The 24,947-nt window shown below is 68.0% G+C and carries 28 protein-coding genes; 19 read left to right on the top strand and 9 right to left on the bottom strand.

Annotated features, from left to right (window positions below):
* Nucleotides 1–3: 3 nt before the first annotated feature.
* Both RJQ01_RS06300 and RJQ01_RS06295 read right to left on the bottom strand, forming a co-directional pair.
* On the bottom strand, nucleotides 4–1,833 hold the full coding sequence (locus RJQ01_RS06300) for a gamma-glutamyltransferase family protein (protein ID WP_350475883.1): 1,830 nt from the start codon (nucleotides 1,831–1,833) through the stop codon (nucleotides 4–6).
* A gap of 31 nt (nucleotides 1,834–1,864) precedes the next feature.
* Nucleotides 1,865–3,517: a cell wall-binding repeat-containing protein gene (locus tag RJQ01_RS06295; RefSeq protein WP_350475882.1), complete on the bottom strand. Its 1,653-nt coding sequence runs from the start codon at nucleotides 3,515–3,517 to the stop codon at nucleotides 1,865–1,867.
* A 58-nt stretch (nucleotides 3,518–3,575) separates the two neighbouring features.
* Here RJQ01_RS06295 and ychF point away from each other — a divergent pair, with 58 nt between their 5' ends.
* Nucleotides 3,576–4,649: a redox-regulated ATPase YchF gene (gene ychF / locus RJQ01_RS06290; protein ID WP_350475881.1), complete on the top strand. Its 1,074-nt coding sequence runs from the start codon at nucleotides 3,576–3,578 to the stop codon at nucleotides 4,647–4,649.
* A gap of 27 nt (nucleotides 4,650–4,676) precedes the next feature.
* On the opposite strand, the gene RJQ01_RS06285 is transcribed toward ychF, so the two are convergent.
* Complete coding sequence (locus RJQ01_RS06285; RefSeq protein ID WP_350475880.1) at nucleotides 4,677–5,255, bottom strand: TetR/AcrR family transcriptional regulator; 579 nt, start codon at nucleotides 5,253–5,255, stop codon at nucleotides 4,677–4,679.
* Nucleotides 5,256–5,334: 79 nt separating this feature from the next.
* Here RJQ01_RS06285 and RJQ01_RS06280 point away from each other — a divergent pair, with 79 nt between their 5' ends.
* From RJQ01_RS06280 to RJQ01_RS06265, 4 genes are all read left to right on the top strand, one after another.
* Nucleotides 5,335–6,159: an SDR family oxidoreductase gene (locus RJQ01_RS06280; RefSeq protein ID WP_350475879.1), complete on the top strand. Its 825-nt coding sequence runs from the start codon at nucleotides 5,335–5,337 to the stop codon at nucleotides 6,157–6,159.
* 78 nt (nucleotides 6,160–6,237) lie between these two features.
* Complete coding sequence (locus tag RJQ01_RS06275; protein ID WP_350475878.1) at nucleotides 6,238–7,113, top strand: DJ-1/PfpI family protein; 876 nt, start codon at nucleotides 6,238–6,240, stop codon at nucleotides 7,111–7,113.
* A gap of 170 nt (nucleotides 7,114–7,283) precedes the next feature.
* Nucleotides 7,284–7,655, top strand: coding sequence for a VOC family protein (locus RJQ01_RS06270; RefSeq protein WP_350475877.1), 372 nt, complete (start codon nucleotides 7,284–7,286; stop codon nucleotides 7,653–7,655).
* Nucleotides 7,656–7,903: 248 nt separating this feature from the next.
* The gene (locus RJQ01_RS06265; protein WP_350475876.1) at nucleotides 7,904–8,665 is read left to right on the top strand and encodes a hypothetical protein; all 762 of its coding nucleotides are present in this window, start codon (nucleotides 7,904–7,906) and stop codon (nucleotides 8,663–8,665) included.
* 33 nt (nucleotides 8,666–8,698) lie between these two features.
* On the opposite strand, the gene RJQ01_RS06260 is transcribed toward RJQ01_RS06265, so the two are convergent.
* Nucleotides 8,699–9,277, bottom strand: a complete 579-nt coding sequence (locus RJQ01_RS06260; RefSeq protein ID WP_350475875.1) for a 1-acyl-sn-glycerol-3-phosphate acyltransferase — start codon at nucleotides 9,275–9,277, stop codon at nucleotides 8,699–8,701.
* A gap of 68 nt (nucleotides 9,278–9,345) precedes the next feature.
* Between RJQ01_RS06260 and RJQ01_RS06255 the strand changes: the two genes are divergently transcribed.
* Nucleotides 9,346–9,771: a DUF1761 domain-containing protein gene (locus tag RJQ01_RS06255; RefSeq protein WP_350475874.1), complete on the top strand. Its 426-nt coding sequence runs from the start codon at nucleotides 9,346–9,348 to the stop codon at nucleotides 9,769–9,771.
* On the opposite strand, the gene RJQ01_RS06250 is transcribed toward RJQ01_RS06255, so the two are convergent.
* Nucleotides 9,768–11,099: a flavin monoamine oxidase family protein gene (locus RJQ01_RS06250; protein ID WP_350475873.1), complete on the bottom strand. Its 1,332-nt coding sequence runs from the start codon at nucleotides 11,097–11,099 to the stop codon at nucleotides 9,768–9,770. The two genes, RJQ01_RS06255 and RJQ01_RS06250, sit on opposite strands and share 4 nt — an antisense overlap.
* Nucleotides 11,100–11,132: 33 nt before the next feature.
* Nucleotides 11,133–13,562, bottom strand: a complete 2,430-nt coding sequence (locus RJQ01_RS06245; RefSeq protein WP_350475872.1) for a GcvT family protein — start codon at nucleotides 13,560–13,562, stop codon at nucleotides 11,133–11,135.
* 181 nt (nucleotides 13,563–13,743) lie between these two features.
* On the opposite strand from RJQ01_RS06245, the gene RJQ01_RS06240 reads away from it, so the two are divergent.
* The 3 genes from RJQ01_RS06240 to RJQ01_RS06230 all read left to right on the top strand — a co-directional run bounded on the left by RJQ01_RS06240 (nucleotide 13,744) and on the right by RJQ01_RS06230 (nucleotide 15,512).
* A complete protein-coding gene (locus tag RJQ01_RS06240; protein WP_350475871.1) occupies nucleotides 13,744–14,418 on the top strand; it encodes a DUF2461 domain-containing protein in 675 nt (224 codons plus the stop codon).
* Between the two features lie 4 nt (nucleotides 14,419–14,422).
* Nucleotides 14,423–14,953 (top strand): hypothetical protein, encoded by a 531-nt coding sequence (locus RJQ01_RS06235; protein WP_350475870.1) that lies wholly within the window; start codon nucleotides 14,423–14,425, stop codon nucleotides 14,951–14,953.
* A 73-nt stretch (nucleotides 14,954–15,026) separates the two neighbouring features.
* Entirely contained in the window at nucleotides 15,027–15,512 is a 486-nt protein-coding gene (locus RJQ01_RS06230) for a GNAT family N-acetyltransferase (protein ID WP_350475869.1), read from the top strand.
* A gap of 1 nt (nucleotide 15,513) precedes the next feature.
* On the opposite strand, the gene RJQ01_RS06225 is transcribed toward RJQ01_RS06230, so the two are convergent.
* Nucleotides 15,514–16,404: a DMT family transporter gene (locus tag RJQ01_RS06225; RefSeq protein WP_350475868.1), complete on the bottom strand. Its 891-nt coding sequence runs from the start codon at nucleotides 16,402–16,404 to the stop codon at nucleotides 15,514–15,516.
* A gap of 39 nt (nucleotides 16,405–16,443) precedes the next feature.
* On the opposite strand from RJQ01_RS06225, the gene RJQ01_RS06220 reads away from it, so the two are divergent.
* The 3 genes from RJQ01_RS06220 to RJQ01_RS06210 all read left to right on the top strand — a co-directional run bounded on the left by RJQ01_RS06220 (nucleotide 16,444) and on the right by RJQ01_RS06210 (nucleotide 19,092).
* Complete coding sequence (locus RJQ01_RS06220) at nucleotides 16,444–16,956, top strand: MarR family winged helix-turn-helix transcriptional regulator (RefSeq protein WP_350475867.1); 513 nt, start codon at nucleotides 16,444–16,446, stop codon at nucleotides 16,954–16,956.
* A 36-nt stretch (nucleotides 16,957–16,992) separates the two neighbouring features.
* Nucleotides 16,993–17,871 (top strand): ion channel, encoded by an 879-nt coding sequence (locus tag RJQ01_RS06215; protein WP_350475866.1) that lies wholly within the window; start codon nucleotides 16,993–16,995, stop codon nucleotides 17,869–17,871.
* A gap of 108 nt (nucleotides 17,872–17,979) precedes the next feature.
* Nucleotides 17,980–19,092 carry a calcium/sodium antiporter gene (locus RJQ01_RS06210; RefSeq protein ID WP_350475865.1) on the top strand — a complete coding sequence of 371 codons (1,113 nt, stop codon included), beginning with the start codon at nucleotides 17,980–17,982 and terminating at the stop codon, nucleotides 19,090–19,092.
* Nucleotides 19,093–19,108: 16 nt separating this feature from the next.
* On the opposite strand, the gene RJQ01_RS06205 is transcribed toward RJQ01_RS06210, so the two are convergent.
* Both RJQ01_RS06205 and RJQ01_RS06200 read right to left on the bottom strand, forming a co-directional pair.
* Nucleotides 19,109–19,666 carry an SOUL family heme-binding protein gene (locus tag RJQ01_RS06205; RefSeq protein WP_350475864.1) on the bottom strand — a complete coding sequence of 186 codons (558 nt, stop codon included), beginning with the start codon at nucleotides 19,664–19,666 and terminating at the stop codon, nucleotides 19,109–19,111.
* 34 nt (nucleotides 19,667–19,700) lie between these two features.
* Entirely contained in the window at nucleotides 19,701–20,519 is an 819-nt protein-coding gene (locus tag RJQ01_RS06200) for an SDR family NAD(P)-dependent oxidoreductase (RefSeq protein WP_350475863.1), read from the bottom strand.
* 121 nt (nucleotides 20,520–20,640) lie between these two features.
* On the opposite strand from RJQ01_RS06200, the gene RJQ01_RS06195 reads away from it, so the two are divergent.
* From RJQ01_RS06195 to RJQ01_RS06165, 7 genes are all read left to right on the top strand, one after another.
* The gene (locus RJQ01_RS06195; RefSeq protein WP_350475862.1) at nucleotides 20,641–21,300 is read left to right on the top strand and encodes an LON peptidase substrate-binding domain-containing protein; all 660 of its coding nucleotides are present in this window, start codon (nucleotides 20,641–20,643) and stop codon (nucleotides 21,298–21,300) included.
* Nucleotides 21,301–21,327: 27 nt separating this feature from the next.
* Nucleotides 21,328–21,498, top strand: coding sequence for a hypothetical protein (locus tag RJQ01_RS06190; RefSeq protein ID WP_350475861.1), 171 nt, complete (start codon nucleotides 21,328–21,330; stop codon nucleotides 21,496–21,498).
* Nucleotides 21,499–21,654: 156 nt separating this feature from the next.
* Nucleotides 21,655–22,506: an ABC transporter ATP-binding protein gene (locus RJQ01_RS06185; RefSeq protein ID WP_350475860.1), complete on the top strand. Its 852-nt coding sequence runs from the start codon at nucleotides 21,655–21,657 to the stop codon at nucleotides 22,504–22,506.
* On the top strand, nucleotides 22,503–22,676 hold the full coding sequence (locus tag RJQ01_RS06180; protein ID WP_350475859.1) for an ABC transporter permease family protein: 174 nt from the start codon (nucleotides 22,503–22,505) through the stop codon (nucleotides 22,674–22,676). The genes RJQ01_RS06185 and RJQ01_RS06180 overlap by 4 nt, the downstream gene beginning before the upstream one ends.
* A gap of 3 nt (nucleotides 22,677–22,679) precedes the next feature.
* Nucleotides 22,680–23,249, top strand: a complete 570-nt coding sequence (locus RJQ01_RS06175; protein WP_350476068.1) for an ABC transporter permease — start codon at nucleotides 22,680–22,682, stop codon at nucleotides 23,247–23,249.
* Entirely contained in the window at nucleotides 23,225–24,022 is a 798-nt protein-coding gene (locus RJQ01_RS06170; protein WP_350475858.1) for an ABC transporter permease, read from the top strand. The genes RJQ01_RS06175 and RJQ01_RS06170 overlap by 25 nt, the downstream gene beginning before the upstream one ends.
* Before the next feature lie 3 nt (nucleotides 24,023–24,025).
* Nucleotides 24,026–24,947 (top strand): ABC transporter substrate-binding protein (locus tag RJQ01_RS06165; RefSeq protein ID WP_350475857.1); only part of this gene is annotated, 922 nt, incomplete at its 3' end.

The following is a 24,947-nucleotide window of genomic DNA, read 5'->3' as shown; positions in this document are numbered from 1 at the left end:
GCTCTATCGCCCGGCGGCGTACCCCTGCGCCCCGCGCGAGTTCGCGGCCGCGTAGAACCACCCGCGCTCGGGGTCGACGCCGACGCAGCTCAGGCGTCCGAGGCTCCACTGCCCCATGATGGTGACCTCGTGGCCGCGCGCTCGCAACTCAGCGATCACGTCCTCACCGAGCCGTGATTCGACGGTGAGCGACGCCGGCTGCACGGTGCGCGGCTCGAACGAGGCGACCATCGCGTCGGTGTGGAACATGGGCGCATCGATCGCCTGCTGCGGCTCGTAGCCGCCGACGATGCGGCGCAGCAGGTACAGCAGCTGCCACTGGTCCTGCTGGTCTCCGCCGGGCGTGCCCAGTGCTTCGATCACGCGCCCGTCGCGCATGAGCATGGTCGGCGACAGGGTGCTGCGCGGCCGGATGCCCGGCGCGAGCCGCGACGGAGCATCCTCGTCGAGCCACGCCATCTGCAGGCGCGTGCCCAGGCAGAAGCCGAGCGAGGGAATCGTGGGCGACGACTGCAGCCAGCCGCCGGAGGGGGTGGCCGAGATCATCGTGCCCTGGCGATCGACGACGTCGAGGTGGCACGTGTCGCCGCGCTGGCGCCCCGAGCGGTCGAGCGTCGGCTCACCCGAGCCGGGCAGAGCAGCGGCAGGCGCGTCACCCGCCGGCCGCTGAGGCGGCTGCCACGGAGTGCGTCCCCCGGGCCGGCCGGGCCGCACCCTCCTAGAGGCAGTGTCGCTGATGAGGTCAGCGCGCTCGGCGGCGTACGAGGGGCTCAGCAGATCGTCGAGCGGCACGTCGACGTGGGCGGGGTCGCCGTACCAGGAGTCCCGATCGGCGAGCGCGAGCTTCAGCGCCTCGGTGACGGTGTGCACGCCGAGCGCCGTGGACGGGTCGAGCACGGCGCCGCCGTGGCGGGCGGCGCGAGCGTCGAGAATCGCGAGCGCCTGCAGCAGCACGGGCCCCTGACTCCACGGGCCGGCCTTGACGACGTCGACGCCGCGGAAAGTCAGCGTGAGGGGCGGCTCCTCGGCCGGTGCGTACGCGGCGAGGTCCGCGGCAGTCATCACGCCCGGCAGCGCGCCGCCGAGCGAGTGCTGCACGGGCTCGCGCACGAACTCCTCGATCGCGGCCCCGACATCGCGGTGCCAGCCGTCGATCGCGGCGTGCACGCGCGACTCACGGCTGCCGGCCGATTCGCCCGCCCTCAGCAGGCCTGCGAGCACGGCGGCCCATGCCTCGTTGGTGATGAGGTCGCCGGGTGCGGGAATCTCGCCCTCGGGCATCCACTGCGCAGCAGACGTCGGCCAGTGCTCCTCGAACAGAGGGGCGACCGTAGTGATCACCCGCACCACGCTGTCGTGCACGGGGTGCCCGTCGCGCGCGTAGCCGAGTGCCGGTGCGAGCACGTCGCGCACCTCCCACGTGCCGCGCGTCGCGAGCAGGTGCAGCCATGCGACGACCGAGCCGGGTACGGCGGCGGCCAGCGGCCCGGCGCCGGGAATCTCGTCGAGCCCGAGCGAGCGGTAGTGCTCGATCGTCGCGCGGGCGGGCGCGGCGCCCTGCCCGGCGAGGACGAACGGATGCTCGCCCGCGGGCGCCACGAGCGCCGTGAGATCACCGCCCGGCCCGTTGAGGTGCGGCTCGACGACGTGCAGCACGAAGGCGGCAGCCACGGCGGCATCCACGGCGGTGCCGCCCCGCTCGAGCACCGACTGCGCGGTGGCCGTCGCGAGCCAGTGCGTGCTCGCCGCCATGCCGAAGGTTCCCCGAAGCTCCGGTCGTGTGCGCTCGGCGGGCGCGGGGGTGAACGCGGGGGTGCCAGGGCGCGAGGTCATGATTCCACGCTAGGCGGTCGGTGGCCGGCCGTCAGTACCGAGGCGCGGCGGGCTGACCGTAGAACTGCTCGAGAGAGCGTCGGCCGCTCGCGGCGTAGTCGGCGGCGAGGGTCTCGCCCACGTATCGGAAGTGCCACGACTCATGGGCGTACCCGGTGACGCTCGTCATGCCGGTCTCGTAGCGCAGGATGTAGCCGTACTTCCAGGAGTTCGCCGCCAGCCAGCGACCCTGCGGGGTGGCGCCCAGGCACGTGTACGAGCTGCAGTTCGAGGCGCCGATCGGGTACAGGTCGGCGGCGAGGCCGGTCTGATGCTCGCTGTGACCGGGCCGCGCGACGTACAGGTCGGCGTACGTCTGACCGCGGGTGCTCGCCGTGTTGTTGTAGATCGCCGCCTGGGACGACGCAGGACGGTAGCCGCTCGTGAGCCCGACGCTGCCGGCGCCGACCGACCGCACGCCGGCGTACATGCGCTCGAGCGCCGCAGCAGCATCGGAGCGCAGCAGGTACGAGCCCGTGCTGGGGATCGAGGGGCGACGCAGGCCGCTGGGTTCGTAGCTGGTCGAGATGCCGTTGCGCTTGTTCACGAGTACCCACAGCGAGGATGCCGAACTGATGCTCACGCACCGCTCGAGCCGCTCGACGCCGGGGCTGAGAGCGCCCGGCCCCCCGACAAGCGTGCGCGTCGTGATGGCGCTCGAGCTGAGAGCGCCGCGCACCGAGCTGGGGGTGCAGTAGGGGAGGGAGAGGTACAGCGGCAGTCTCTCGCGTGCGGCGAGAACGGAGATGGAGAGCGCGTCGGCGAAGCTCGTGCCGGAGGCGACGAGCACACGCGGTGCGCTCGTGCCGAACGCCGACTCCGAGATCGCGCGCGCTGTCGCATAGCGATCGGCTCCGGCTGCGCGCTCAACCTGGCTCGACCCCAGTTCGGTGCGCAGCTGGGATTCGATGCCACGCGAGACGACGCTCGTGCCCCCGACGAGCACGACCGAGGTCGTGCCGAGGTCGCGCAGAAGGGTCAGCGCAGCGCGATCGAGCGTGGAGCCGTTGCCGCGCACGATGAGCACGGGCGAGCCGTCGGCCCCTGCGGCGGGGCCGGCGGCCAGCGCGTCGGGGAAGCTCGCACCGGTGGCGAGGAAGACCGTGTTGGCCGCGCTGAAGACGGAGCGCACGAGCAGCTCAGCGGTGGCATAGCGGTCGGCGCCGCCGATGCGTTCGACGGGGGCGATGTCGCTGGCCGCCCTCGCGACGCCCGATGAGATGGCGCTCGTGCCGCCGACGACGACGATGCGATCAGGGTCGAGCCTCCGCAGCTCGGCTGCGACGACGGCGGGCAGGCTGCGCGCAGCGGTGAGCAGCAGTCCGCCGTCGTCGGCGGCGGCGACCGGCCCGGCGACGATCGCGTCGGGAAAGTTCTCACCGGCGACGAGGTAGACGACGTCGGGTGTCTCGGGGCCGGGGAAGGCCGCCTGGCTCGCCGCGACGGAGGTGGCGTAGCGGTCGGCGCCGCTGATGCGCTCGACCTCCGCGTCGCTCGGCGCGAACGATTCCGCGGGGGCGGCAGCCTGATCGACAGTGTGCTGCGCAGCGCGCTCGGCGTGCGCGGGCGCGAGAGTTGCGAGCGCGATGCTCACCCCGGCGAGCAGGGCGAGGGTGGAGGTGGCGCGAGGGCGGTGGCCGAGCATCCGTCGATGCTACTCACCGTGATCGCGTCCCTCCAGGGCGCCGGTAGGCTGACCTGTCGTGGCTCTCACTATCGGCATCGTCGGCCTGCCCAACGTCGGCAAGTCCACCCTCTTCAACGCGCTCACCGAGAACGACGTGCTCGCGGCGAACTACCCGTTTGCGACGATCGAGCCGAACGTCGGCGTCGTCGAGCTGCCCGACCCTCGCCTCGCCGTGCTGGCCGAAATCTTCCACAGCGAGCGCATCCTGCCCGCCACGGTGTCGTTCGTCGACATCGCGGGTATCGTCAAGGGCGCGAGCGAGGGCGAGGGCCTCGGCAACCAGTTCTTGGCGAACATCCGCGAGTCCGATGCGATCGCGCAGGTCGTGCGCGCCTTCACTGACTCGGATGTCGTGCACGTCGCTGGAGCCATCAACCCGGGCAGTGACATGGAGACGATCAACACCGAGCTCATGCTCGCCGACCTGCAGACGCTCGAGAAGGCGATTCCCCGCTACGAGAAAGAGGTCAAGGGCAAGAAGCTCGACCCCTCAGTGCTGCAAGCGGCTCAGGATGCTCAGGCGCTGCTCTCCGCCGGCACCACGCTCTCCTCCGCGGGTTTCGACGCCGCACCGATCCGCGAGCTCGGCCTCCTGAGTGCGAAGCCCTTCATCTATGTGTTCAACGTCGACGAGGGCGTGCTCGGTGACAGTGCTCGCATGGCGGAGCTCGCCGCGCTTGTTGCTCCCGCGAAGGCCGTTTTCTTGGATGCCAAGATCGAGAGCGAACTGATCGGCCTGGATCCCGAGGATGCCGCCGAGCTCCTGGCCTCGACGGGTCAGCCCGAGAGCGGGCTCAACCAGCTAGCCCGCATCGGCTTCGATACCCTCGGCCTGCAGACCTACCTCACGGCTGGCCCGAAAGAGTCGCGCGCCTGGACGATCGGCAAGGGCTGGAAGGCCCCGCAGGCCGCGGGCGTCATCCACACCGACTTCGAGAAGGGCTTCATCAAGGCCGAGGTCATCAGCTTCGACGACCTCGTCGAGTGCGGTTCGGTCGCCGAAGCTCGTTCGAAGGGCAAGGCCCGCATCGAGGGCAAGGACTACGTGATGCAAGACGGCGACGTGGTGGAGTTCCGCTTCAACGTGTAGTCAGGCCGTCGGCCTGAGACGCGACGCTTATTGTGAATGATCGATGAGCGCTGCGACTGCTTCGGCCAGGTCACGGAGCCGCTCGCGGAGTGTCGAGGAGTCCGGTTCGTCTGATTTCAATCCCCCGGGCGCGAGTGCGAGCAGCGTGACCGCCCTCTCTACGAGATCGAGGGGTGCGCCTGTGGCGAGAAGACGAACCCGGAGGCCTGCGTGCATGCGGGCGATCCCGGCAGCAGCTTCGCCCGAGGCGACAGAGCCAGAAGCCTCGAGAATCTCGTCGCGGTGCTTCAGCATCGACAGTTCGTGGTAGCCGTCGGCGTGAGCCCGCTGGAGGAAAACGTCCAGCGCTGTAGCCAGGTGTTCGTGCTCGTGTAGTGCCTCGAGGGCCCGGTGCGCTGCCGAATTGTAGGCGTCGGCGATGACCGCGCGAAACACATCTTCACGGTTGTCGTAGTACTGGTAGAGCGCGGGGCGCGACACACCGACGGCCTCCGCGATCATGGCCATCGACGTGCGTCGGAAGCCGTGCTCGGCGAACACCCCGAGGGCCGCCGCGCGGATATTGGCCGCGCGGTCGTCCGAGGCATGCAAAGGTGATGTGGTCACGATGGTTTGACACTCTACAGGAAAGGTGTCAGGCTGACGTTCTGACGTAATCGCGTCAGATCGTCAGAATGGAGACCTTGTGACCCCCACCGTCCTGATCACCGGAGCCTCATCCGGCATCGGACGCGCCGCGGCAGTCCGTTTCGCTGAAGAAGGCTGGAATGTCGCCGCCACGATGAGAAATCCGGCCGACGCAGCCGAACTGGCAAAGATGGACAGTGTGCTGGTCACTCGGCTGGACGTGCTGGACCGAGACTCGATCGACGCAGCCGTTTCCGCCGCGACCGAGCGCTTCGGCGCGATCGATGCCCTGGTCAATAACGCCGGCTATGGGGCGTATGGACCGCTGGAGACCATGCCTATGGAGGTCCTGCGCCGTCAGCTCGATGTGAACGTGCTCGGGTTGCTGGCCACGACGCAAGCGGTTCTGCCCGGGATGCGCCGACGCCGGTCCGGAACCATCGTGAACGTGTCGTCGATCGGTGGCCGCATGGCATTTCCCCTCGGCACTCCTTACCACGCGTCGAAGTGGGCTGTGGAGGGTGCCAGCGAGGCGATGCACTATGAGCTTCGACCCCTTGGCATCGCGGTGCGCATCGTGGAGCCCGGGGGTGTCGCCACCGACTTCGGCGGACGGTCCTTCGTCGCGTCGTATGACGACTCCGTCGAGGAGTACCTGCCGCTTACCGCGATGCTTGCGTCGGCATTGTCCGACGATGACACGCCGGCCGCCGGCATGCAGCCTTCGGAGTGCGCCGACGTGATCTGGCAGGCGGCGACCCACGACGGCGACCGGATGCGGTTCATCGCCGGGGCTCAGGCCGAACAGACGCTCGCTTCACGATATGACGCCGACCGTGAAGAGGACTTCCTGGCACGGTCCCGTCAGCAGTTTGGCCTCTGACACTGCGACCGTCGACAAACTCGACGCACGAAACCCTCCCGAAAGCCCGACCGCACACTACTGAACCCTGGAGAAGCAATGAGCTCACTGATCAGTCGCATCCTCGGCACCGCGCCCACCCCTGAGCCGGACGGCCCCGGCGTGATCCCGTCGCGCCTCGGTCTTCGTCTCGGCGTCGACACGACGACCAACTACGCACCGTTCACCTTCGACCGAACGTATGACGGCCCAGCCAAGGTCCTCGTCGTCTGCACCGAGGAGCGTTACTTGGAGACCACCAACGGCGCTCTGTTCTCCACCGGGCACAACGTCACCGAGACCGCCGTGCCCCTTCTGCACCTGACCGCGGCGGGTTTCGACTTTGACGTGGCCACCCCCACCGGCGCGCCCGCGATCCTCGAAGACTGGTCCGTCCCCGTAGACGACACCGCGGTCGTCGACTTCATGACAACTCATCGCGATCGCTTCGCATCGCCTCTCTCGCTCGAGAGCCTCGTCGCCGACGGCCTGGACACCTCGCCCTACGTCGCGGTGTTCCTTCCTGGCGGACACGGGGCGATGGTCGGCCTACCCGACGACAAGAGTCTGGGCACGCTGGTGCGCTGGGTTGCTGAGACCGACCGGCACATGATCGCCGTCTGCCACGGCCCCGCAGCGCTCCTCGCGACCCGCATCGAGGGCGGACCACACCCGTACGCCGGCTACGAGATCTGCGCGTTCCCGGACAGCATCGACCGTCGTTCGCCCAGCCTCGGCTACCTGCCCGGCCAGCTGCCCTGGTTTCAGTGCGAGGAGCTCGAAAAGGACGGTATCCGCGTGATCAACAACAGCACGAAGGGGGAGACCCACGTAGACCGCAAGTTCTACTCCGGGGACAGCCCTCGCGCCTGCGACGACTTGGGGCGCCTCGCCGCAATGGCGATGCTCGACGAACTGGTGACCGCGAACCACTAGGTCGTCGGCGAGTCGGAGTCTCATCGCGGGGTCCCGAACCGCACGGGCTGGTTGCCCTGTGTTTCGCGACGATAGATGCGCCCGCGAAGGACGGCAATGTCGTCTAGCTCCGCGCCTCACTTGGGCAGTCCGGGTAGTCTGCAGAAATGGAGCGGTTCGAGGCGCGAGCGATGACGCACATGCTGGTGGTCGACGATGCGTCCGCCAGTCGCGACTGGTACGTCCAAGTCTTGGATGCCTCGGTGTACGGCGAGTACGGAGGCACCTCGGTGGTGCTGGATCTGCTGGGGAACTGGCTGCTGCTCGTCACCGGCGGCGAACCGAGCCCGGAGAAGCCGACGGTCACACTGGCGGCGCCGGGTGATCCCGATCACGTGAGCTCACAACTCATCTTCCGGGTCGACGACTGTCAGGGCACCTACGACCTGCTCAGAGCGCGGGGCGCCCAGTTTCTGAGCGCACCTCTCGATCGAGGTGGCGAGATTCGGGCGTTCTTCCGCGACCCGGATGGCCACTTGTTCGAAATCTCCCAGCTGACCTGACCGGCGCCGGGGGCTACTCGCAGACCGCGCGGATTGGCCCCTCAGATCACACTCGATTCACACAGCAACGTCCCTGGGCGTGACACCGATATCGCGCTGGTTCTCAGCGCAATCGCTGTGCTTTTCGTCGGTGGCGTCCTGCTCACGGCCCGGTCGTGACATTCTCGTGCAGTCGCGGCGCCTCGGCTCGCACGCGACCGCTTTCTCACCATGATCAGAGTCCACTCTGCGGGCCGTACTGTGATTCCATGACCGACCCCACCTTGAGGCTGCCGAGCCAGAGGTTTCGCGCTGTGCTGGATCTTGGCGAGGGCGTGGGCACGCTTCCCCCTCTTCCGCGTTCACTCGGGCGGCCGGAGCTCGACGCAGACTACGACGACGAGGCGAGCACGCTCACGGTTTTTCTTCACTTCGACACCGGTCAACTTCATGCCGATGTCACCGAGGGTCGGTTCGACCATCACTTCCATGACGCGCGGGGGAGAGACGTCAACGGCAGCCCGTGGAAGCGGGAGCCGACGGCGACGCTTCTGGACTGGGCGCACCGCTTCGCGATGCAGGCTCTACCGGTGATTCCCGACCTTCTCGCCGATGCCGAAGAGGCCGCTGAGTGGTACGCCGCGGGCCTCTCCGTCTACGCCCGCGACACCGGCCCGGTGCCGCTCGAAATCATTGAGGTCGAGCTCGAGGGTGAATTGATGCTGCTGCCGTGGCTCGGCAGCGGAACCGTCGACCACCAGCACATCGAGGGCGACGACCACCCGATCGAGTTGCTGTGGGATCCGCTCGGAGGCGAGCCGAGCATCCGCATTGCACGGGCATGGCTCGATCCGCGAACGGACCAGCCGCGCACGGCGGCCGAGCACGGTGTCGACTGTAACGCGGTAGGGCTGAGCGCTTCTGAGGTGATGTCGTGGCTCGAGGGCGTCTACGTCAACCACCACGTGCTGGCTCATCCTGCGCAGGTGATCGTGCGAGCCGCGCTCGAACGAATCGCAGGGATCCGCTAGCACGCCCCGCCGCTACGCCTAGCCCACCCGCAGCTAGTCGGTAGCGAGTTCTTCGCGCAGGCGCGGCTCGACCCGATTCTCGGGCCGCGCACCCGATTTGTCGGCGTAGAAGGCGCGAACGCGGTCCATGTCGTTCGGCACGTCCCCGGTGAGCTCGATGGTCGGGCCGAGCCCGGTCGTCATCGTCGTGCGGTCGACGTAGCCGAGGGTGAGCGGCAGGTTTGCCTCCCGGGCGATGCGGTAGAAGCCCGACTTCCAGTGGGTGTGGCCTGTGCGCGTGCCGTCGGGGGTGACGACGAGGCCGAAGACATCCCCTGACCGGATGCGGTCCAGCACTTCCGAGACCACCGTGGTTGGCGCATCCCGATCGACCGGTATGCCGCCGAGGCGCCTCATGATCGGCCCGCGCCAGCCTCGGAACAGGCTCTTCTTGCCGAGCCATCGAAAGTGCATGTCGAGCCGCCAGGCGATCGCGAGCATGAACACGAAATCCCAGTTCGACGTGTGGGGCGCCCCGACCAAGACGGTCGGACGGTCAGGCGCGGGCTCGCTCGCGAGCCGCCACCGACTGAAGGCCCAGAACACGCGAGCAACAAGGCGTCGAACGACCATGGGTCAACACTAAGTCGCCTCGCGCCCAGACCGTGTCTGATCGGGACCGAGAGGAGTAGCGTTCCCGCATGTTCCTTCTCGAGCTCAACTGGCTAGCCATCCTCGTCGCGTTCATTGTCGCCTTTGTAGGCGGTGCCCTGTGGTTCGGGCCGAAGACCTTCTTCCCCGTCTGGTGGCGCGCACTGGGGCACTCCAACGATGAGCAGCCGGGCACCGGCAACATGGCCGTCGTGTTCGGGTTGACCGCCCTCGGCGCTCTCGTGCAGGTGGTCGCCGTGACATCCGTCATCTACTTCGTGGGCCTCGCGACCGGGCCCGTCGGCCCGCTGGGCGGCCTGCTCACGGGCCTGCTGCTCGGCGTCGGTTTCGCCGCAGCCAGTTCGCTCAGCCACCGACTCTTCGCCGGCCACGGCCTCACGGTCTGGATCGTCGAGGTCGGCAGCGATGTGCTCAACTACACCCTCGTGGGCCTCGTGATCGGCCTCTTCGGCTAGCGCGCGATGAGTTCGCGGGCGGCCGCGCGACCCGTGCGCACGGCTCCCTCCATGTAGCCGCACACCCACTGGTCTGAACCGACCACCCACAAGGGCGGTTCGTGTGTGCCGTGCAGGGGACCCACTGCGGTGAGCTCGCCGGGTCGCCAGGCGGTGATGTAGCCCTGGGTCCAGATATCGGAGTGCCAGTCGCGCACGAAGGTCGACGTCGGCCTCGCGCCTTCGGGGCCATACGCTGCGCCGAGTTCGGCGAGCAACACCTCTTCGCGCGCGGCAGCCGGAAGCGCCCGATACGGGCCGAGGCGATCAACGGGCACGAGGGCTGACAGGATTCCGGTGTTCTGCACCCAGGTGCCCCCGAGAAGTGTGCGCTCGAAGTAGCCCGTGCCGTTCTGACCGTTGCCCTCCCAGAATGAGGACTCGTAGACGGTGACGAGCTTCGCGGTGGGGGCATGCTCACGCCGCTGCACCGATGCCAGGTACTCGGCGCTGACGCCCGAGATACGCAGATCGCGGAGGGGCCCCGCGGGAAGCGCGCAGATGACGTCACCGCCGCGACAGCGTTCTCCGCTCTGCAGCGTGACCTTCACGCCACCCTGACCCGCGCCGCCCGATGCAACGTCGATCGAGGCGACGGGGCTCGAATAGCGGATGCGGTGCCCCAGCCCCTCGGCCATCCGCAACGCCACTGTGGCAGAACCCTCCAGCACCTTCATGCTCTCCCACGCGTCGTAGTCGTAGAAGCCGAGGGCTCCCGCCGTGGCCTCCTTGCGCAGGTCGGCGAGAAGCGATCGCCGCTCGACCGACGCATCGGCGAGGCCCATCGCGCGCAGTTCCATCGCTCGCACCACCTGCGGCGTCGCGCCTTCCGAGCGCAGCCAGTCCGCCACCGTCAGGCGGTCCAGAGCGACGGCCTCGGGATGCGCCCACGGGTCATCGGGGTCGACGCTGCTGGCGAGCGTCGAGAACCGCCGCTCGATCGCGTCGTACAGCGAGCGATCGGCCGACGACAGCCACGGCATGTCATCACCGAGGTGGCGCCCATCGGCCAGGAGCCACGTTGATTCCCCGGGAATGTCGGTGAAGCTCGGCCCGAGCGTGAGCCCGAGCTCGTCGACGAGGCTGCGATAGGACGTGTGAGACGCCCCCACCACTTCGCCGCCGAGTTGCACGACGCGACCGTCCTCCGTGCTGGTCTGCTCGACCCGACCACCAGCGCGGGCGCGCGCCTCGAGCACGAGCACATCTGCCCCCGCCGCGACGAGGTCTCGTGCCGCGCTCAACCCGGCCAATCCTGCGCCGACGACGATCACATCATGCGTGCTCATGGCTGTCTCCGCTTCACCGCTGTGGTCACATCGCTACCCGCGCAGCCGCTCGCCGCGGGGATCGTAGAAGGGCCGCCTCGAGACCGTCGCCACGAAGCGCTCTCCCTTGCACTCGACCGTGAAGGTCCCCGCGAGGTCGGCGGTCGGGTCGATCGCGGCGATGCCGACTGCCCGCCCGAGAGTGTGGCCGTAGGCGCCGCTGGTCATGCGACCGACGGCAACATCGTCGCAGAAGACCGTCTCGTCGTGAACGAAGACGGGCTCAGGGTCGTCGAGCGCGACGTACACCGTGCGGTGTCGCGGTGCCGCGCGATCGAGAGCTGCCACAGCGTCACGGCCGAGAAAGCCGCCGGGCTTGTCGAGGGCGACGGTGAAGCCGAGCCCCGCAGAGTACGGGTCATCAGCGGCGCCGATGTCGTGCCCCCAGTGCCGGTACCCTTTCTCGCTGCGCAGGGAGTCGAGGGCGTGGTAGCCCGCCATGCGCACGCCGAGGTCGCGGCCCGCCTCCCAGAGTGCGTCGAAGACGTTGAGGGCGAGGTCGGCGCCCGGGTAGAGCTCATAGCCGAGTTCGCCGACGAAGCTGAGCCGCAGGCTGTAGGCGAAGCCATCAGCCACTTCGACGTGACGCCCGGTCGTGTACGGCTGGGCGGCGTCAGACCAGTCGTCGGGCGAGACGCGGCTCAGCAGCTCGCGGCTCAGAGGTCCCATGACGCCGATTGTCGCCAGGGTAGCCGTGTGATCGACGACCGCGACGGCGCGCCCGCGCGCTGCGCGCTGCAGATGACCCAGGGTCTTGTGGCGCGTCGCCGACGGGGTGACGATGAGAAAGCGATCCGCCGCCAGTCGGGTGACCGTGCCGTCGAGCTCGATGCCGCCGCGGGCGTTGAGGAAGAGTGTGTAGACGGCGCTATCGTTCGCGACGTCTACATCGGCGGTCGTGATCCACTGGCAGAGCTCGAGGGCGTCGCTGCCGACGACCTCGAACTTGGCGAACGGGCTCAGATCGAACAGTGCGACAGCTTCGCGTGCAGCACGGTGCTCTGCCGCCACCTGATCGAACCATCCGGGGCGGCCGTAGCTGTAGCCTTCGGCAGCGGTGGGCCCGTTGTACCATGTGGCGCGCTCGCCGCCGTTGACCTCACCGAAGCGAGCGCCCAACTCGGCGAGACGGTCATGCAGGGGAGTGCGCCGCACTCCCCGCGCGGTCGTCGCCTCGAGGTGTGGCCAGTGCATCGCATAGAGCCGGCCGAGAGTCTCGGTGGTGCGCCTGTGCAGGTAGCGACGGTTGCTCTGGTGCGGCGAGAAGCGCCGCACGTCGACCGAGGCCGAGTCGAAGTCGGGGGCGCCGGAGACGATCCAGGAGGCGAGCGCACGGCCGACTCCCGGCGCGTAGATGATCCCTTGCGAGTTCATGCCCGCGGCGACATAGAGCCGCTCGACTTCCGCGGTCTCGCCGAGCAGGAACGAGGTGTCGGGGGTGAAGCTCTCGGGCGCATTGATGAAGCGGTCGTAGTCGGCTGCCGCGAGCGCGGGAACCGTCTGCTCGGCCGTCGCGCGCACGGCCGCGAAGTGCTCCCAGTCGGGTGGGAAGGCGGCAAAGCCGCCCTGCGGTATCTCAGAGACAGCGCGGGGGATGCCGTTCGGCTCGAAGGCCCCGACCAGCAGGCGCCCCGACTCGTGACGGACGTAGTAGCTGTTGTCGACATCACGCAGAACGGGAAGCGAGGCTGCGGCACCCTCGATCGGATTCGACCGCACGTGCAGGTGCTCGGCCGCGTACAGCGGAAGGTGCACGCCCGCGGTGGCGGCGAGGTCGCGGCTCCAGAGCCCGCTGGCGATGACGACAGTGTCGGCGTGCACAGTGCCCCGCGTGGTCTCCAGCCCCGTCACCCGTCCTCCCTCGTGCAGGATGCTCGTGACCGAGACACCCTCGCGAATCGCGACCCCGCCGCGATGTGCCAGCGTGGCGAACGCGAGGGCCGCGTACCCTGGATTCACGTGCCCGTCCCTCGGGTAGTGCAGGCCCGAGAGCATGCCAGCGGTCGAGGCGAGGGGCCACAGGCGCGCGATCTCCTCGGGGTCGACGATGTGTGCCTCCACCCCGTTCTGCCGCGCCACATCACGGGCGTACAGCAACTCGTCGACGCGCCCTGGTGTGCGGGCGATGCTGAGGGAGCCGCAGCCGGTGAACGACACGTCGACGCCCGAGAGCTCCTGAAGGCCCTGGTAGACCTCAAGGCCGTAGGACGCGAGCCGGGTCATGGCGGTCGTGCTCCGGCCGCCCGCGACGAGACCGGCGGCGTGCCAGGAGGTGCCGCTCGTGAGCTGGTTCTTCTCCAGCAGAAGGATGTCCTCGACACCAGCCTGGGCGAGGTGGTGCACGATACTCGCGCCGACGATGCCACCACCGACGATCACGACTCCGGCTCGCGTCGGTAGCCCGTCGTGGGAGGTGTCGGTCACAAGGGAGGCGCTGAGACTTCGGTCGGCGAGCCTGTCCACACACAACCTCTTTCCTCGTCATGGGCGGGGCGACGTACTCCATTGTGGTCCGCCGCGCTGGGTGCTGCGCTGTGCGGCGCCGTGATCGAACGCTAACCGGCGACGAGCCAGTGCGCCACAGGCTCGCGGGTTACGCTCGAGCATGACCTTCGCAGGTTTCGACTCGGACGCGTTCGCTTTCTACGACGAGCTGGAGGCTCACAACACCCGCGAGTGGTGGCTCGCCCACAAATCGCGGTACGACGAGCACGTTCGAGGCCCGGTCGCCGCTCTCGTGGATGAGTTGGGTGCCGAGTTCGGCGCGATCAAGATCTTCCGGCCGAACCGAGATGTGCGCTTCAGCGCCGACAAGAGCCCCTACAAGACGCAGGTGAGCTTCGTCACCCAGAGCACGACAGGCGCAGCCCACTACCTGCAACTCTCGAGCGAGGGCGTCATGATCGCGGGCGGCTACTACCAGCCAGCGAGCGACCAGCTGGGACGGTTCCGCGCCCTCGTCGACGACAATCGCCTCGCGGGCGACCTGGAGGCGACTCTCGAGGAGGCCGGTGAGGGGGGTTTCGAGGTGTTCGACTCTGACGCCCTCGTGACCGCTCCCCGCGGCTTCAGCGTGGACCATCCCCGCATCGACCTGCTGCGCCTGCGCAACCTCGCTATTCGGCGCACCCACCGGCGAGACGAGGAGTGGCTGACGCAGCCGGTCGCCCTCGAGCGCATCCGTCAGGCCTGGCGTACCGTCTCGATCTGGAACGAGTGGCTCGCCGAGAACGTGGGCCCCAGCGTTAACCCTCCACGGTCGGGCCCGGGTGCACGATAGTTCCATGGATGCTCCGCACGCCCTCACCGCGGCTCGAGCCGTGCTCGCCGAGGCCGCCGCTGAGCTCGCGGCCGCGGGCATTCCGCCCGAGCAGTGCGCCGCGACCGTGCCGCCGCGTCGCGCGTGGGGCGTCGTTCCGCGGCGCGCGACGATGCGACGCACGGGTGAGGGATACCTCCTGGGCGCGATTCTCGTGACCGCGAGTGGGGGGGCATTCGAGCCCGGGTCGATCGTGCGCGCGACGCGCCAGGTTCTGCCCGGTCATCAGGCCGCCTCTGCGCAAGAGCGCCGCGCTCTGCGGCAGACCGCGCTTGACGCCGGCTTTGCGGAGGGCACGACTGTGGTGCTCGACCCTCGCCCGCTCCCGCTCGACGACGTGCAGGCCATGCGCAACGAACGGGGGCCGCTCGTGCTCGGCGAGGACGGCGTGCTCGTGCGCTGGATCCCCTCGGCACCGGACACCGCCTTGCGCCCGCTGGCGCTGTACCTGCGCGAGCGGCTCGACCTCACTGGTGGAGCGACCTCGGTAGGCTAGGGGGAATGATCTCCCCGAGGGTCCCGTGACAGACCCAATTCTCCGCAGGGCCGACCGGGATGAAGTCGTCGACATGACGAACCTCATCCATCAGGCGCATGCCGAGCTCGCCGAACGTGGCCTGAACTTCGCGGGCGTTGACCAGACGGTGGCGACGACCCGACGTCGGTCCTTTCAGGGCAGCACGTGGGTGCTCGAGCTTCAGGGCGAGCTCATCGGGATGGCGACCCTCAGCATGCCGCCCAGCAGTGTTCTGCGCGAACTCAGCGAGGTGGCGAACGTGCGGCGCGCGGCGTGGCTCAACCAGCTCGCCGTGCATCCCGACCATCGAGGAGGCGGCCACGCCCGCACGCTCTTCGAGACCATCCGGGACGAGGCGGTCCGTCGCCGCGCGGTGTTCCTCGGTCTCGATACGGCGCGCCCCGCAGCTGATCTGCACGAGATGTATGTGCACTGGGGCTTCGCCGACCGCGAGGTGATTCAGTGGCCCGGAAAGTCGTACGACAGCCTCGTCATGACACTCCCGCTGCGACCGATGCCCGCGATCCCGGGCGCCTGAACTAGCCCACCCGTGCCGCGGCCGGGTCGCCGGTGCGGCGCCGGCCGTGACCCAGCAGGATTCCGGCCAGCACGAGCGCCATACCCACGATCTGCGGAATCGTGAAGCTCTCGCCAGCAACGAGTGCGCCCAACGCCACTCCGGAGACGGGGTTGAGAAGCCCGATAAGGCCCACGGCGCCCGCGCGCAGGTGACGCAGAGCGGAGAACCAGGCAAGGTAGGCCAGGGCCGTGGCGATGAGGCTCACATAGGCGAATCCGAGCGCCTCGGTGACGGAGAGCGCGGGGGGCAGGCCCTCGACCGCGAGCGCGGCCGGCACGATAGCGAGGCCGCCCATCGTGAGTTGCCACGCGCTGAGCGAGAGCAGTGGCACATCTGCACCCCAGCGCTTGGTGAGCACGAAACCTACCGATGACATCGTCATGGCGGCCATCGAGGCCAAGATTCCTGCGGGGTTCGCTACTGCTGGGCCTGTCGTGACCATGAGTGCGACGCCCGTGAAGCCCAGCGCGGCGCCGAGCAGCGAGAGCACCTGGGGGCGCTCGTGCAGCAGCGGCCATGCCAGCAGCATCATGACCGCGGGGGAGGTCGACATGAGCATGGCAGCGAGGCTCGAGGGCAGCAGTTGGGCCGCGAGATAGATGAGGATGAAGAACGCGCCGACGTTGAGCACGCCGAGCACCGCCGAGCGCCACCACCACGCCCCGTGCGGCAGTCGACTCGAGCCGCGCGCAGGCACGGCGAGCAGCAACAGGCCGGCGGGGAGCGCGCGCAGCACAGAGCCCCACAGGGGCGACTCGGCGGGCAGCAGTTGCGCCGTCACCACGTAGGTCGATCCCCACGCAACGGGGGCGATCGCCCCCACGAGCATCCATCTCCATATAGCTTCCATGGAAGATACAATACTTTCCGGGGAAGGTATTATTCCCGTATGGCCAGCAGACTCTCGGACGACCTCGACCATGTGGCCCGCATCCAACAGGAATGGGCGCGAGAGCGCCCGGAGGTCGATGTGTCACCGCAGGGGGTCATCGGCCGCCTGCATCGACTCGCCGACTGGCTGACAGAGGAACTGGCGGTCGTCTTCCGCGACGCCGGGCTCTCCGCGGGAGAATTCGACGTGCTCGCGACACTGCGGCGCGCCGGAGCACCGTTCGAGCGCACGCCCGGTGACCTTGCCGAGAGCACGATGATTACCAGCGGTGGGCTGACCAAGCGCGTCGATCGCCTTGAGCATGCGGGGCTCGTGACACGCCGACCCAGCGAGCGCGACGGCCGAGGCCGAGTGGTTGCGCTCACTCCGACGGGCCGGGCTCTCGTTGACGAGGTCTTCGATCGGCACATGGCCAACGAGCGCCGCCTCGTCGAGTTGCTCGACGCAGACGACCGTGAGGTGCTCGAGACCGTGCTCACGCGGTGGCTGGCGGTCTCGGCCGGGGGGTAGTCAGCGGCAGGCATCTCCCCCGAGTACTGTCGAGCCATGGACGCCCTGATCATCGTCTCGGGCCTGCTCCTCATCGCGGTCGGGTGGCTCGACGTCTTCCACACGCTGCTGAACCCGAGCGGGCGAGGGTTTCTGACGCGGGGCGTCTTCGCGGCAGCGTGGGCGACGACCCGGCGCGCGCGTCGCGCCAGGGTGCTCGCCGGCCCTGGATCCATGGTCGTTGTCATCGCCCTGTGGTCGGGTCTGCAGGTCGTGGGCTGGGCGCTCGTGTATCTGCCGAGCATCCCCGAGGGGTTCGCCTACTTCATCGATGCGCAGGGCTACAACCCCTTCGTCGAAGCCGTCTACTTCTCGACGACGACGTTGACGACGCTGGGGTTCGGCGACCTCGTGCCGACCGCGAGCTGGATCCGCATCGTCGCCCCGATCCAGGCCCTCGCGGGGTTCGCTCTCCTCACCGCGGCGGCCTCCTGGTTCGTGCAGATGCATGCCGCCCTGGCGCGACGCCGCTCGCTCGCCCTGCGCCTTACCCAAGCGCGGGAAGCCGGCTTCGGCGACGTGATCGCCCAGCCGGGATCGGACGCCTCGACCGCCGTGATTCTGGAGTCCATCGCTGCAAGTGTCGCCACCGTTCGAGTCGACTACCTGCAGACCTCCGAGTCGTACTACTTCAGCGAGGCGGACGAGCGGGCGTCGCTGTCGGCAGGCCTGCACGTGGCGTGGCAGTTCGCCCTGTCATCATCGCACTCTGCCGACCCGGGGGTTCGGGCGGCCGGCGCGGTCTTGACCGCGGCCCTGCACGACCTCGCCGACTGCCTCAGGAGCTCCTTCCTGCCGGGTGATGAGTCGACTCCCGACATCCTCGGCCGCTACTCGGCCGACCACGTGTTCCGCCACCGCGACCGGTCTGGCTGACACCCGGTCGCGCTGACACCCGGTCGCGCTGACACCCCCGTCGCACTGACACCCCGTCGTGCGCGACGCGGGTGCGGCGCGCGGCGGTGGCAACCGTAGACTCGACGAATGCAGGTTCTCGACATCGTCTTCGTAGTCGGAGGCCTCGTTCTCCTCGTCGTGGGAGGGGAGCTCCTGGTGCGCGGTGCCTCCAGCATCGCCACGCGCGTCGGCATCTCACCGCTCGTCGTGGGCCTCATCGTGGTCTCGGCCGCCACGTCGGCTCCCGAACTCGCCGTCACCGTCGGCGCGGTGCTGGAGGGAGAGCCCGGGCTTGCCGTCGGCAACGTCGTCGGCAGCAACATCGTCAACATCCTGCTCGTGCTCGGCCTGTCAGCACTCGTTCTGCCCCTCATCATCAAGCGTCAGCTCGTGCGCTTCGACATCCCGGTCATGGTCGGCTTGTCGGTGCTCCTTGTGGTGGTGAGTCTCGACGGCACGATCTCGTTGCTCGATGGCGTTCTGCTTCTCGCCGGGCTCGTGCTGCACGCCGTGCTCAGTATCGTCATCGGCCGACGCGAAATGCGGGAGGGCGCGGAGGGCGCGGGTACGGCGCCCGTTCCCGAGCACGGTCCGCCGGTACGCCTGTGGCTCGCGTTGGTGCTGGTGGGTGCCGGCATCGGCGTGCTCGTGCTCGGAGCCCGGCTCCTGGTCGACGGCGCGGTCAGCATCGCCACGGGCCTCGGTGTGAGCAGCCTCGTGATCGGGCTCACGGTGGTGGCGATCGGCACCTCATTGCCCGAGCTCGCGACGTCGATCATCGCGGTGCGGCGAGGCGAGCGCGACATGGCGGTCGGCAACATCGTCGGAAGCAACATCTTCAACATCGGCATGGTCCTCGGGGTGCCGGCGATCCTCTTCGGCGAGGGCATCCCCGTGCCGGCCGCCGCGATCGCACTCGACCTGCCGCTCATGCTCGCCACGGCCGTAGCGTTGCTTCCCATCGCCTTCACGGGCTTCATCATCGCGCGCTGGGAGGGTGGACTCTTCGTCGCCCTCTACATCACCTACACGGCGTACCTGATCCTCGCGTCGACGCAGCACGCCGCCCTCGAGGGGTTCACTGACGTGATGCTCTGGTTCGTGCTTCCGCTGCTCGCCCTGACCCTCGTCGTGGTGACCGCGTTCGAGGTGGGTCTGCACCGTGGGCGACGTCAGGCCCAGCGCTCATCGCCCGACTGACAGCTCGTGGCGAAGACTACTGCGCGGCGTCCGGCGCGGTGCGCCTCGGGTTGCCCTCATCGTCGGCCGCCAGGGCGACGAGTGCCTCGTTGTGGCGCAGAAAGCCTGGCATCGATGGCGGATCGAAGCGCGCGTAGAACACATCCCCCGTCACGGAGAACCCCTCCGCGTCGACGGCGTCGAGCAATCGCCGCCCCTGCTCCTGAAATGTCGAGGTCGAGGCTCGGCCGCGAAAGCGACTCGCCGCGACGAGGCGCGGCTCGACGACACTCGTGCGCACCCGCGCATCGCGCGGGGCGGGAGCTGATTCTGCCGTCATGGTGGCAGGCATGACGAAGCTCACGGTCTGCTTACGCGCACTGCGCGGTTCGAGCACAACGGGAGCCGTCATCGCGATACGAGCGCTCGCGGCGTTCGCTCCGCTGATGTACTGGAAGAGTGGGCCGAACGCAGCGCTCGCGCCCGCGCCCGGCTCTCCCACAACGTCGATCTGAGCGAGCACGTGGGCGGGGTAGAGGCGCACCTCGAAGCCCTCGTGGGTGCTGCGCACCGCATACGGTTGCTTCTCGGTCATGGCCGTCGTCTCCGTTCCGCTGGCCGCCGTGCGACTACGACAGCAGATCCTTCATCTGCGAGTAGATGAGCGCTGCTGCCCGCTTCGGAGACAAGCGTGACATGCGCGACAGGAATCGAGCATCCGACCCGATGAAGATCTCGTAGCTTCCCTTGTCGACGGCCTCCACGATCTGACGACCCGCCTCGGCGGGCGCCGTCGTCTTGCGCTGCTGCTCACCCGCACCGGCGCTCATGGCGGCCATCTCTGCCGCCGTCATGATGCCCGAGTTCTCGGCGATGTTCGTTCCGATCGCCCCGGGGAACACTCCCGTCACCTGCACAGTGGTCTCCATCAGCTCCGAATGGAGGCCGCGCGTCAATTGCGCCACGGCGGCCTTCGTCGCTCCGTAGAGCGATTGGCCGGGAACGGGCGCATACGCACCCATGCTCGAGACGTTGAGGATTGCGGCCTCGGGCCGCTGCACGAGTTCCGGCAAGAACGCCTTGATGGTGTTGATGGTGCCGTACAGGTTGACATCGATCACGCGCTCGATCTGATCGAAGTCCAGATCGGCGATCCTCACGAACTTCTGAATGATGCCGGCGATGTTGAGCAGGCCGTCCACCTGGCCATGCGCGGCGATGACCGCGGCGGGCAGCGCGAGCACGGCATCCCGATCGGCGATGTTGACCACGTGAGTCGAGAGCGCATCCCCCGCTGAACCGGCGAGCGAGACCGTCTCCGCGAGTCCCGGTTCGCTGAGGTCGACCGCGGCCACCCGCGCGCCCTTCGCGAGAAGTGCGAGTACGACCTCGCGCCCGATACCGTTGCCGCCACCGGTGACGACGAAGACCTTCGTAGAGATCTGCATGATGCTCCTTGCTCGAGGGGGTGCGCGACCTGCGCGCGCTCCCAGGCTAGTCAGCGGCGCCACGCACGGTCAGGGCCGAACGTCCCGGTCACGCTCAGCCACGACTGGCACCCTCGATCTCATGTCGATCATGCCGATGTTCCCCCTCGGCTCCGTGCTGTTCCCGTCCATGCCCACGGCATTGCGCATCTTCGAGGAGCGCTACATCGTCATGCTGTCGAAGGTGCTGGGTGACGAGCCCTCGGAATTCGGCATCGTGCTCATCGAACGGGGCTCGGAGGTCGGCGGTGGAGAGCAGCGCTTTCCGATCGGCACCGTGGCGCAGATCACCCAGGTGGAGGCCAGTGAGGGCTTCATTGGGCTGGTCGCCCAGGGCTCACGCCGCATCGAGATCGTTGAGTGGCTCGACGACGACCCGCACCCACAGGCCGAGGTGCGCGATCTGCCCGAGCTGGAGTGGACGGAATCCCTCGAGCCCTTGCGTGGGCAGGCAGAGCAGCTTGTGCGGCGCACCATCGCCCAGGCGAGTGAGTTCGTGGAGCAGCAGTGGCCGGCAGACATCGTCCTCGACGACGACCCGGTAGCGGCCGCCTGGCAGCTGGCGGGTATCGCGCCGCTGGGTCCCCTCGACCAGGTGAGCCTGTTGCGGTCCGGCTCACTCGAAGAGCTTCTGCGCGGCATCATCGACGCAACCGAGGGCGCCGCCGAGATGCTGACGCTGCGCTTCGACGACGATGAGTTCCCCAGCCCCGACGACTTTCGCACGGGAACGGGGGAGTAGCCCCATGCCTGCTCCGTGGGTGCCGTCGTGAGCGCAGGGGAGGCCTTCCCGATTCCGGCCGACGCGGCCACCGCGGCCTGGGCGGGGCCGGTCTTCGCGCTCATGGCGGTCACGACGGTGGCGGTGCTCATCTGGCAGGCCGTGCGCTACTTCCGGTCCTCTGATCGGGATTCCGACCATCATGACGACCTGTCATGAGCGACGCCGCAGAGTCCGTCGTGAGACGCAACCGCGCGTCACCCGGGCCGATGTCGTTCACGTCACATTCAGGTGGTTCACAGGCACTCGGGGCCGAATCGTGTTTGGGTGGTACTACCCGAAGACACATTCACACCGAGAAGCGAGCCGACAGCGATGATCGAGTTTCAGGGAGTGTCCAAGGTATTCGATGACGGCACGAGAGCCGTCGATGACTTCACGCTCACGCTCCCCTCGCACAAGACTACCGTCTTCGTCGGATCATCCGGCTCGGGCAAGACCACCTTGTTGCGCATGATCAATCGCATGGTCGACCCGACCGAGGGTCGCATCCTGATCGACGGGGACAACATCGCCGCCGTCGATCCCGTGCGATTGCGACGCAGCATCGGCTACGTCTTGCAGGCCGCCGGACTCCTGCCCCACCGCTCGGTCATCGACAACATCGCGACGGTACCCCGCCTCAACGGCGTGCCTAAGGCACAGGCGCGAGCATCGGCTCGGGAGCTTCTCAGCACCGTCGGTCTTGATGAATCCCTGGCCCATCGGTACCCCAGCCAGTTGTCGGGTGGCCAACAGCAGCGCGTCGGGGTGGCACGAGCGCTCGCGAGCGACCCCAACATCTTGCTCATGGACGAACCGTTCGGAGCGGTCGACCCGATCGTGCGCGCCGAACTGCAGCAAGAGCTCAACCGTCTGCAGCGCGAACTCGGCAAGACGATCGTGTTCGTGACCCACGACATTGATGAGGCCTTCACACTGGCCGATCAAGTCGTGATCCTCAAGGAGGGCGGCATCGTCGCCCAGGTGGGCACACCCGGGCAGATCCTGTCGGACCCTGCCGATGAGTTCGTAGCGTCATTCGTGGGCGCCGACGCGGGCAAGCGGCAGCTGTACCTGCAGCACCGTCAAGGAGACGGAGATGTCACGCTCGTGGTCGACGGCGATGGGCGGCCCACCGGCGTACTCGGGAATGCGCCGACCTCATCTGGAGCGGACTCGCCGTGAGTTGGACTCTCGACAATCTTGACCTGGTTGCCGAGCTCACGCTCAGCCACATGAGGCTGAGCGTGATTCCGATCGTGCTCTCCTTCGTCATCGCGGTTCCGCTGGGCTGGGTCGCGAACCGCAACGCCTCCTTGCGGGCGGTGACGCTTACCGCGGGCAGCCTGCTCTAGACGATTCCGTCGCTGCCGCTCTTCGTGATCCTGCCCTACATCCTCGGCACGCGCGTGCTGAGCGAGGTGAACGTGGTGGTCGCCCTGACGATCTACGGCGTCGCCGTCATGGTGCGATCGGCTGCGGATGCTCTGGGCTCGGTCGACAGCGCGACGCGTCAAGCCGCCACTGCCATGGGCTACTCGGCGTGGTCGAGATTCTGGACGGTCGAGTTCCCCCTCGCGGGCCCGGTGTTGCTCGCGGGTCTGCGCGTCGTGTCGGTGAGCACGATCGCCTTGGTCTCCGTGGGCGCGATCATCGGCTCGCGCAACCTGGGGTACCTGTTCCTCAATGGCCGCCAGCGCAACAACCTGGAAGAGATCCTGATCGGCATCGTCGCGAGCATCCTGATCGCCCTGCTGTTCGATGCGATCCTCGTCGCGCTCGGTCGCGTGCTCATGCCGTGGAATACCTCGGCGAAGGTGCGACCCTTCCCGCGCGGCCCTCTGCTCAAGAATCGATCATCATCGGCCATCGCCTCATCGGCGGGCGAGAGGGGAGGTGCGCCATGGAGTTCTTCCTCAGCGCGCTGACCTGGCTGTTCGATCCGAACAACTACATCCCGGGCTCGCAGAGCCCGCTCCCCATCAGTGACCGCATCGCGGAACACCTCTGGTACACCATCGTCTGCGTTCTCATCTCGGCGGTGATCGCGTTGCCGCTCGGCTTCTACATCGGGCACACAGGCCGGGGTCGACAATTCGTCATCTCGCTCACGGGCGGCGCCAGGGCTATGCCCACGCTCGGTCTCTTGATGGCGCTCTCGGTGTTCTTCGGGTACTTCCTCTCGTTCACGGTGACCAACTTCACCGCCGCCTTCACGGCGCTCACGATTCTCGCGATACCCTCGACGCTCGCCGGCGCGTATTCCGGCATCGAAGCCGTCGATCGCGCGACCATCGACGCGGCGCGCGCCAGCGGCATGAGCGAGATGCAGATCCTGACCAAGGTCGAGATCCCGCTCGCTATGCCGCTCATCGTCGGAGGTATTCGCGCCTCCGTGTTGCAGGTGATCGCGACCGCCGTGGTCGCCTCCTACATCGGGCTCGGCGGCATCGGCCGCATCATTTCCAGCGGTATCGGCTTCAATGACAACGACCGCATCTTGGGTGGCGCGCTTCTGGTGACAGCCCTCGCGCTCGTCGTCGACGGAATACTCGCGCTCATCCAACGCATGGTGCGCCCGCGCGGATCGAGCGCACCCCGCAACAAGGTCGGCGCTCGTGGCCGGTCCACTCCAGACTCCCGCACGTCGTCAGTCGGACGTCGTGCGGTGGCAGAAACCTCTGCCGACGAAGGGAAATAGATAATGTTCACAGCACAGAAAAAGGCACGATTCGCCGTCAGCGCGGTCGCGGTCGGAGCGCTCTTCGCTCTGGCAGGGTGCGCGGCCGACGACCCGACCGGACCGGCGGAACCCGCCGAGGGCTCCGGCGAGACCATCACCATCGGATCCTTCGCGTTCCCCGAGAGCGAGATCCTGGCCGAGATCTACGCGCTCGCGCTCGAGGAAGCCGGGTTCGAGGTCGAGACGGCATTGAACCTCGGTCCGCGCCAGGCCACGATTCCGGCACTCGAGGACGGGTCGATCGACCTGATTCCCGAGTACAACGGAAACCTGCTGTTCTTCTACGACACCGAGAACGAGGCACGGACGACAGAAGAGGTGGACGCGGCGCTCGCCGAGATCGTTCCCGACGGATTCCAGGTGCTCGAATCCTCGCCTGCGCAGGACAAGGACGCGTACGTCGTGACTCGCGCGACCGCCGAGGAGTTCGGCCTCGTGGAGATCGGTGACCTGAGCGCTCTCGAGCCCTTCGCGCTCGGGGCGAACCCGCAGTTCGGTGAGCTTGGCTATGGCATTCCCGGCCTCGCCTCCGTCTACGGCGTGACCGACGTGGAGTTCGTGCCGATTGAGGACTTCGGTGGGCCTGACACGGTGCGCGCACTCGTCGATGACGCTGTGCAGGTGGCTGACATCTATACGACGTCCCCCGCTATCGCTGCGGAGGACCTCGTCGTTCTGGAAGACCCGCTGAACCTCATTGCCGCTCAGAACGTTGTTCCGCTGCTCAACTCCGACATCTACAGCGACGAGCTCGCTGCGGTGCTGAATGAGATCTCGGCGGCGCTGTCGACGGAAGACCTGATCGCACTGCGCGAGCGGGTCGAGGGTGACGAGAACGTGCAGGCCGCGGTCGCCGCGCGTGACTGGCTCGAAGCCGAGGGCC

The sequence above is a fragment of the Microcella sp. genome (assembly GCF_040286215.1).
Lineage (GTDB): Bacteria > Actinomycetota > Actinomycetes > Actinomycetales > Microbacteriaceae > Microcella.
The sequence above is the reverse complement of the archived record's forward strand: the minus strand, read 5'-3'. Positions and strand labels throughout refer to the sequence as shown.

Coding starts and splice junctions, on each gene's coding strand:
- RJQ01_RS06225 (WP_350475868.1), bottom strand. CDS start 16,404: ATGGAAGCTATATGGAGATGGATGCTCGTGGGGGCGATCGCCCCCGTT.
- RJQ01_RS06235 (WP_350475870.1), top strand. CDS start 14,423: ATGGATGCTCCGCACGCCCTCACCGCGGCTCGAGCCGTGCTCGCCGAG.
- RJQ01_RS06250 (WP_350475873.1), bottom strand. CDS start 11,099: ATGAGCACGCATGATGTGATCGTCGTCGGCGCAGGATTGGCCGGGTTG.
- RJQ01_RS06295 (WP_350475882.1), bottom strand. CDS start 3,517: ATGCTCGGCCACCGCCCTCGCGCCACCTCCACCCTCGCCCTGCTCGCC.
- RJQ01_RS06170 (WP_350475858.1), top strand. CDS start 23,225: ATGGAGTTCTTCCTCAGCGCGCTGACCTGGCTGTTCGATCCGAACAAC.
- RJQ01_RS06255 (WP_350475874.1), top strand. CDS start 9,346: ATGTTCCTTCTCGAGCTCAACTGGCTAGCCATCCTCGTCGCGTTCATT.
- RJQ01_RS06240 (WP_350475871.1), top strand. CDS start 13,744: ATGACCTTCGCAGGTTTCGACTCGGACGCGTTCGCTTTCTACGACGAG.
- RJQ01_RS06265 (WP_350475876.1), top strand. CDS start 7,904: ATGACCGACCCCACCTTGAGGCTGCCGAGCCAGAGGTTTCGCGCTGTG.
- RJQ01_RS06215 (WP_350475866.1), top strand. CDS start 16,993: ATGGACGCCCTGATCATCGTCTCGGGCCTGCTCCTCATCGCGGTCGGG.
- RJQ01_RS06185 (WP_350475860.1), top strand. CDS start 21,655: ATGATCGAGTTTCAGGGAGTGTCCAAGGTATTCGATGACGGCACGAGA.
- RJQ01_RS06210 (WP_350475865.1), top strand. CDS start 17,980: ATGCAGGTTCTCGACATCGTCTTCGTAGTCGGAGGCCTCGTTCTCCTC.
- RJQ01_RS06195 (WP_350475862.1), top strand. CDS start 20,641: ATGTCGATCATGCCGATGTTCCCCCTCGGCTCCGTGCTGTTCCCGTCC.
- RJQ01_RS06300 (WP_350475883.1), bottom strand. CDS start 1,833: ATGACCTCGCGCCCTGGCACCCCCGCGTTCACCCCCGCGCCCGCCGAG.
- RJQ01_RS06260 (WP_350475875.1), bottom strand. CDS start 9,277: ATGGTCGTTCGACGCCTTGTTGCTCGCGTGTTCTGGGCCTTCAGTCGG.
- RJQ01_RS06270 (WP_350475877.1), top strand. CDS start 7,284: ATGACGCACATGCTGGTGGTCGACGATGCGTCCGCCAGTCGCGACTGG.
- RJQ01_RS06230 (WP_350475869.1), top strand. CDS start 15,027: ATGACGAACCTCATCCATCAGGCGCATGCCGAGCTCGCCGAACGTGGC.
- RJQ01_RS06275 (WP_350475878.1), top strand. CDS start 6,238: ATGAGCTCACTGATCAGTCGCATCCTCGGCACCGCGCCCACCCCTGAG.
- RJQ01_RS06220 (WP_350475867.1), top strand. CDS start 16,444: ATGGCCAGCAGACTCTCGGACGACCTCGACCATGTGGCCCGCATCCAA.
- RJQ01_RS06205 (WP_350475864.1), bottom strand. CDS start 19,666: ATGACCGAGAAGCAACCGTATGCGGTGCGCAGCACCCACGAGGGCTTC.
- RJQ01_RS06200 (WP_350475863.1), bottom strand. CDS start 20,519: ATGCAGATCTCTACGAAGGTCTTCGTCGTCACCGGTGGCGGCAACGGT.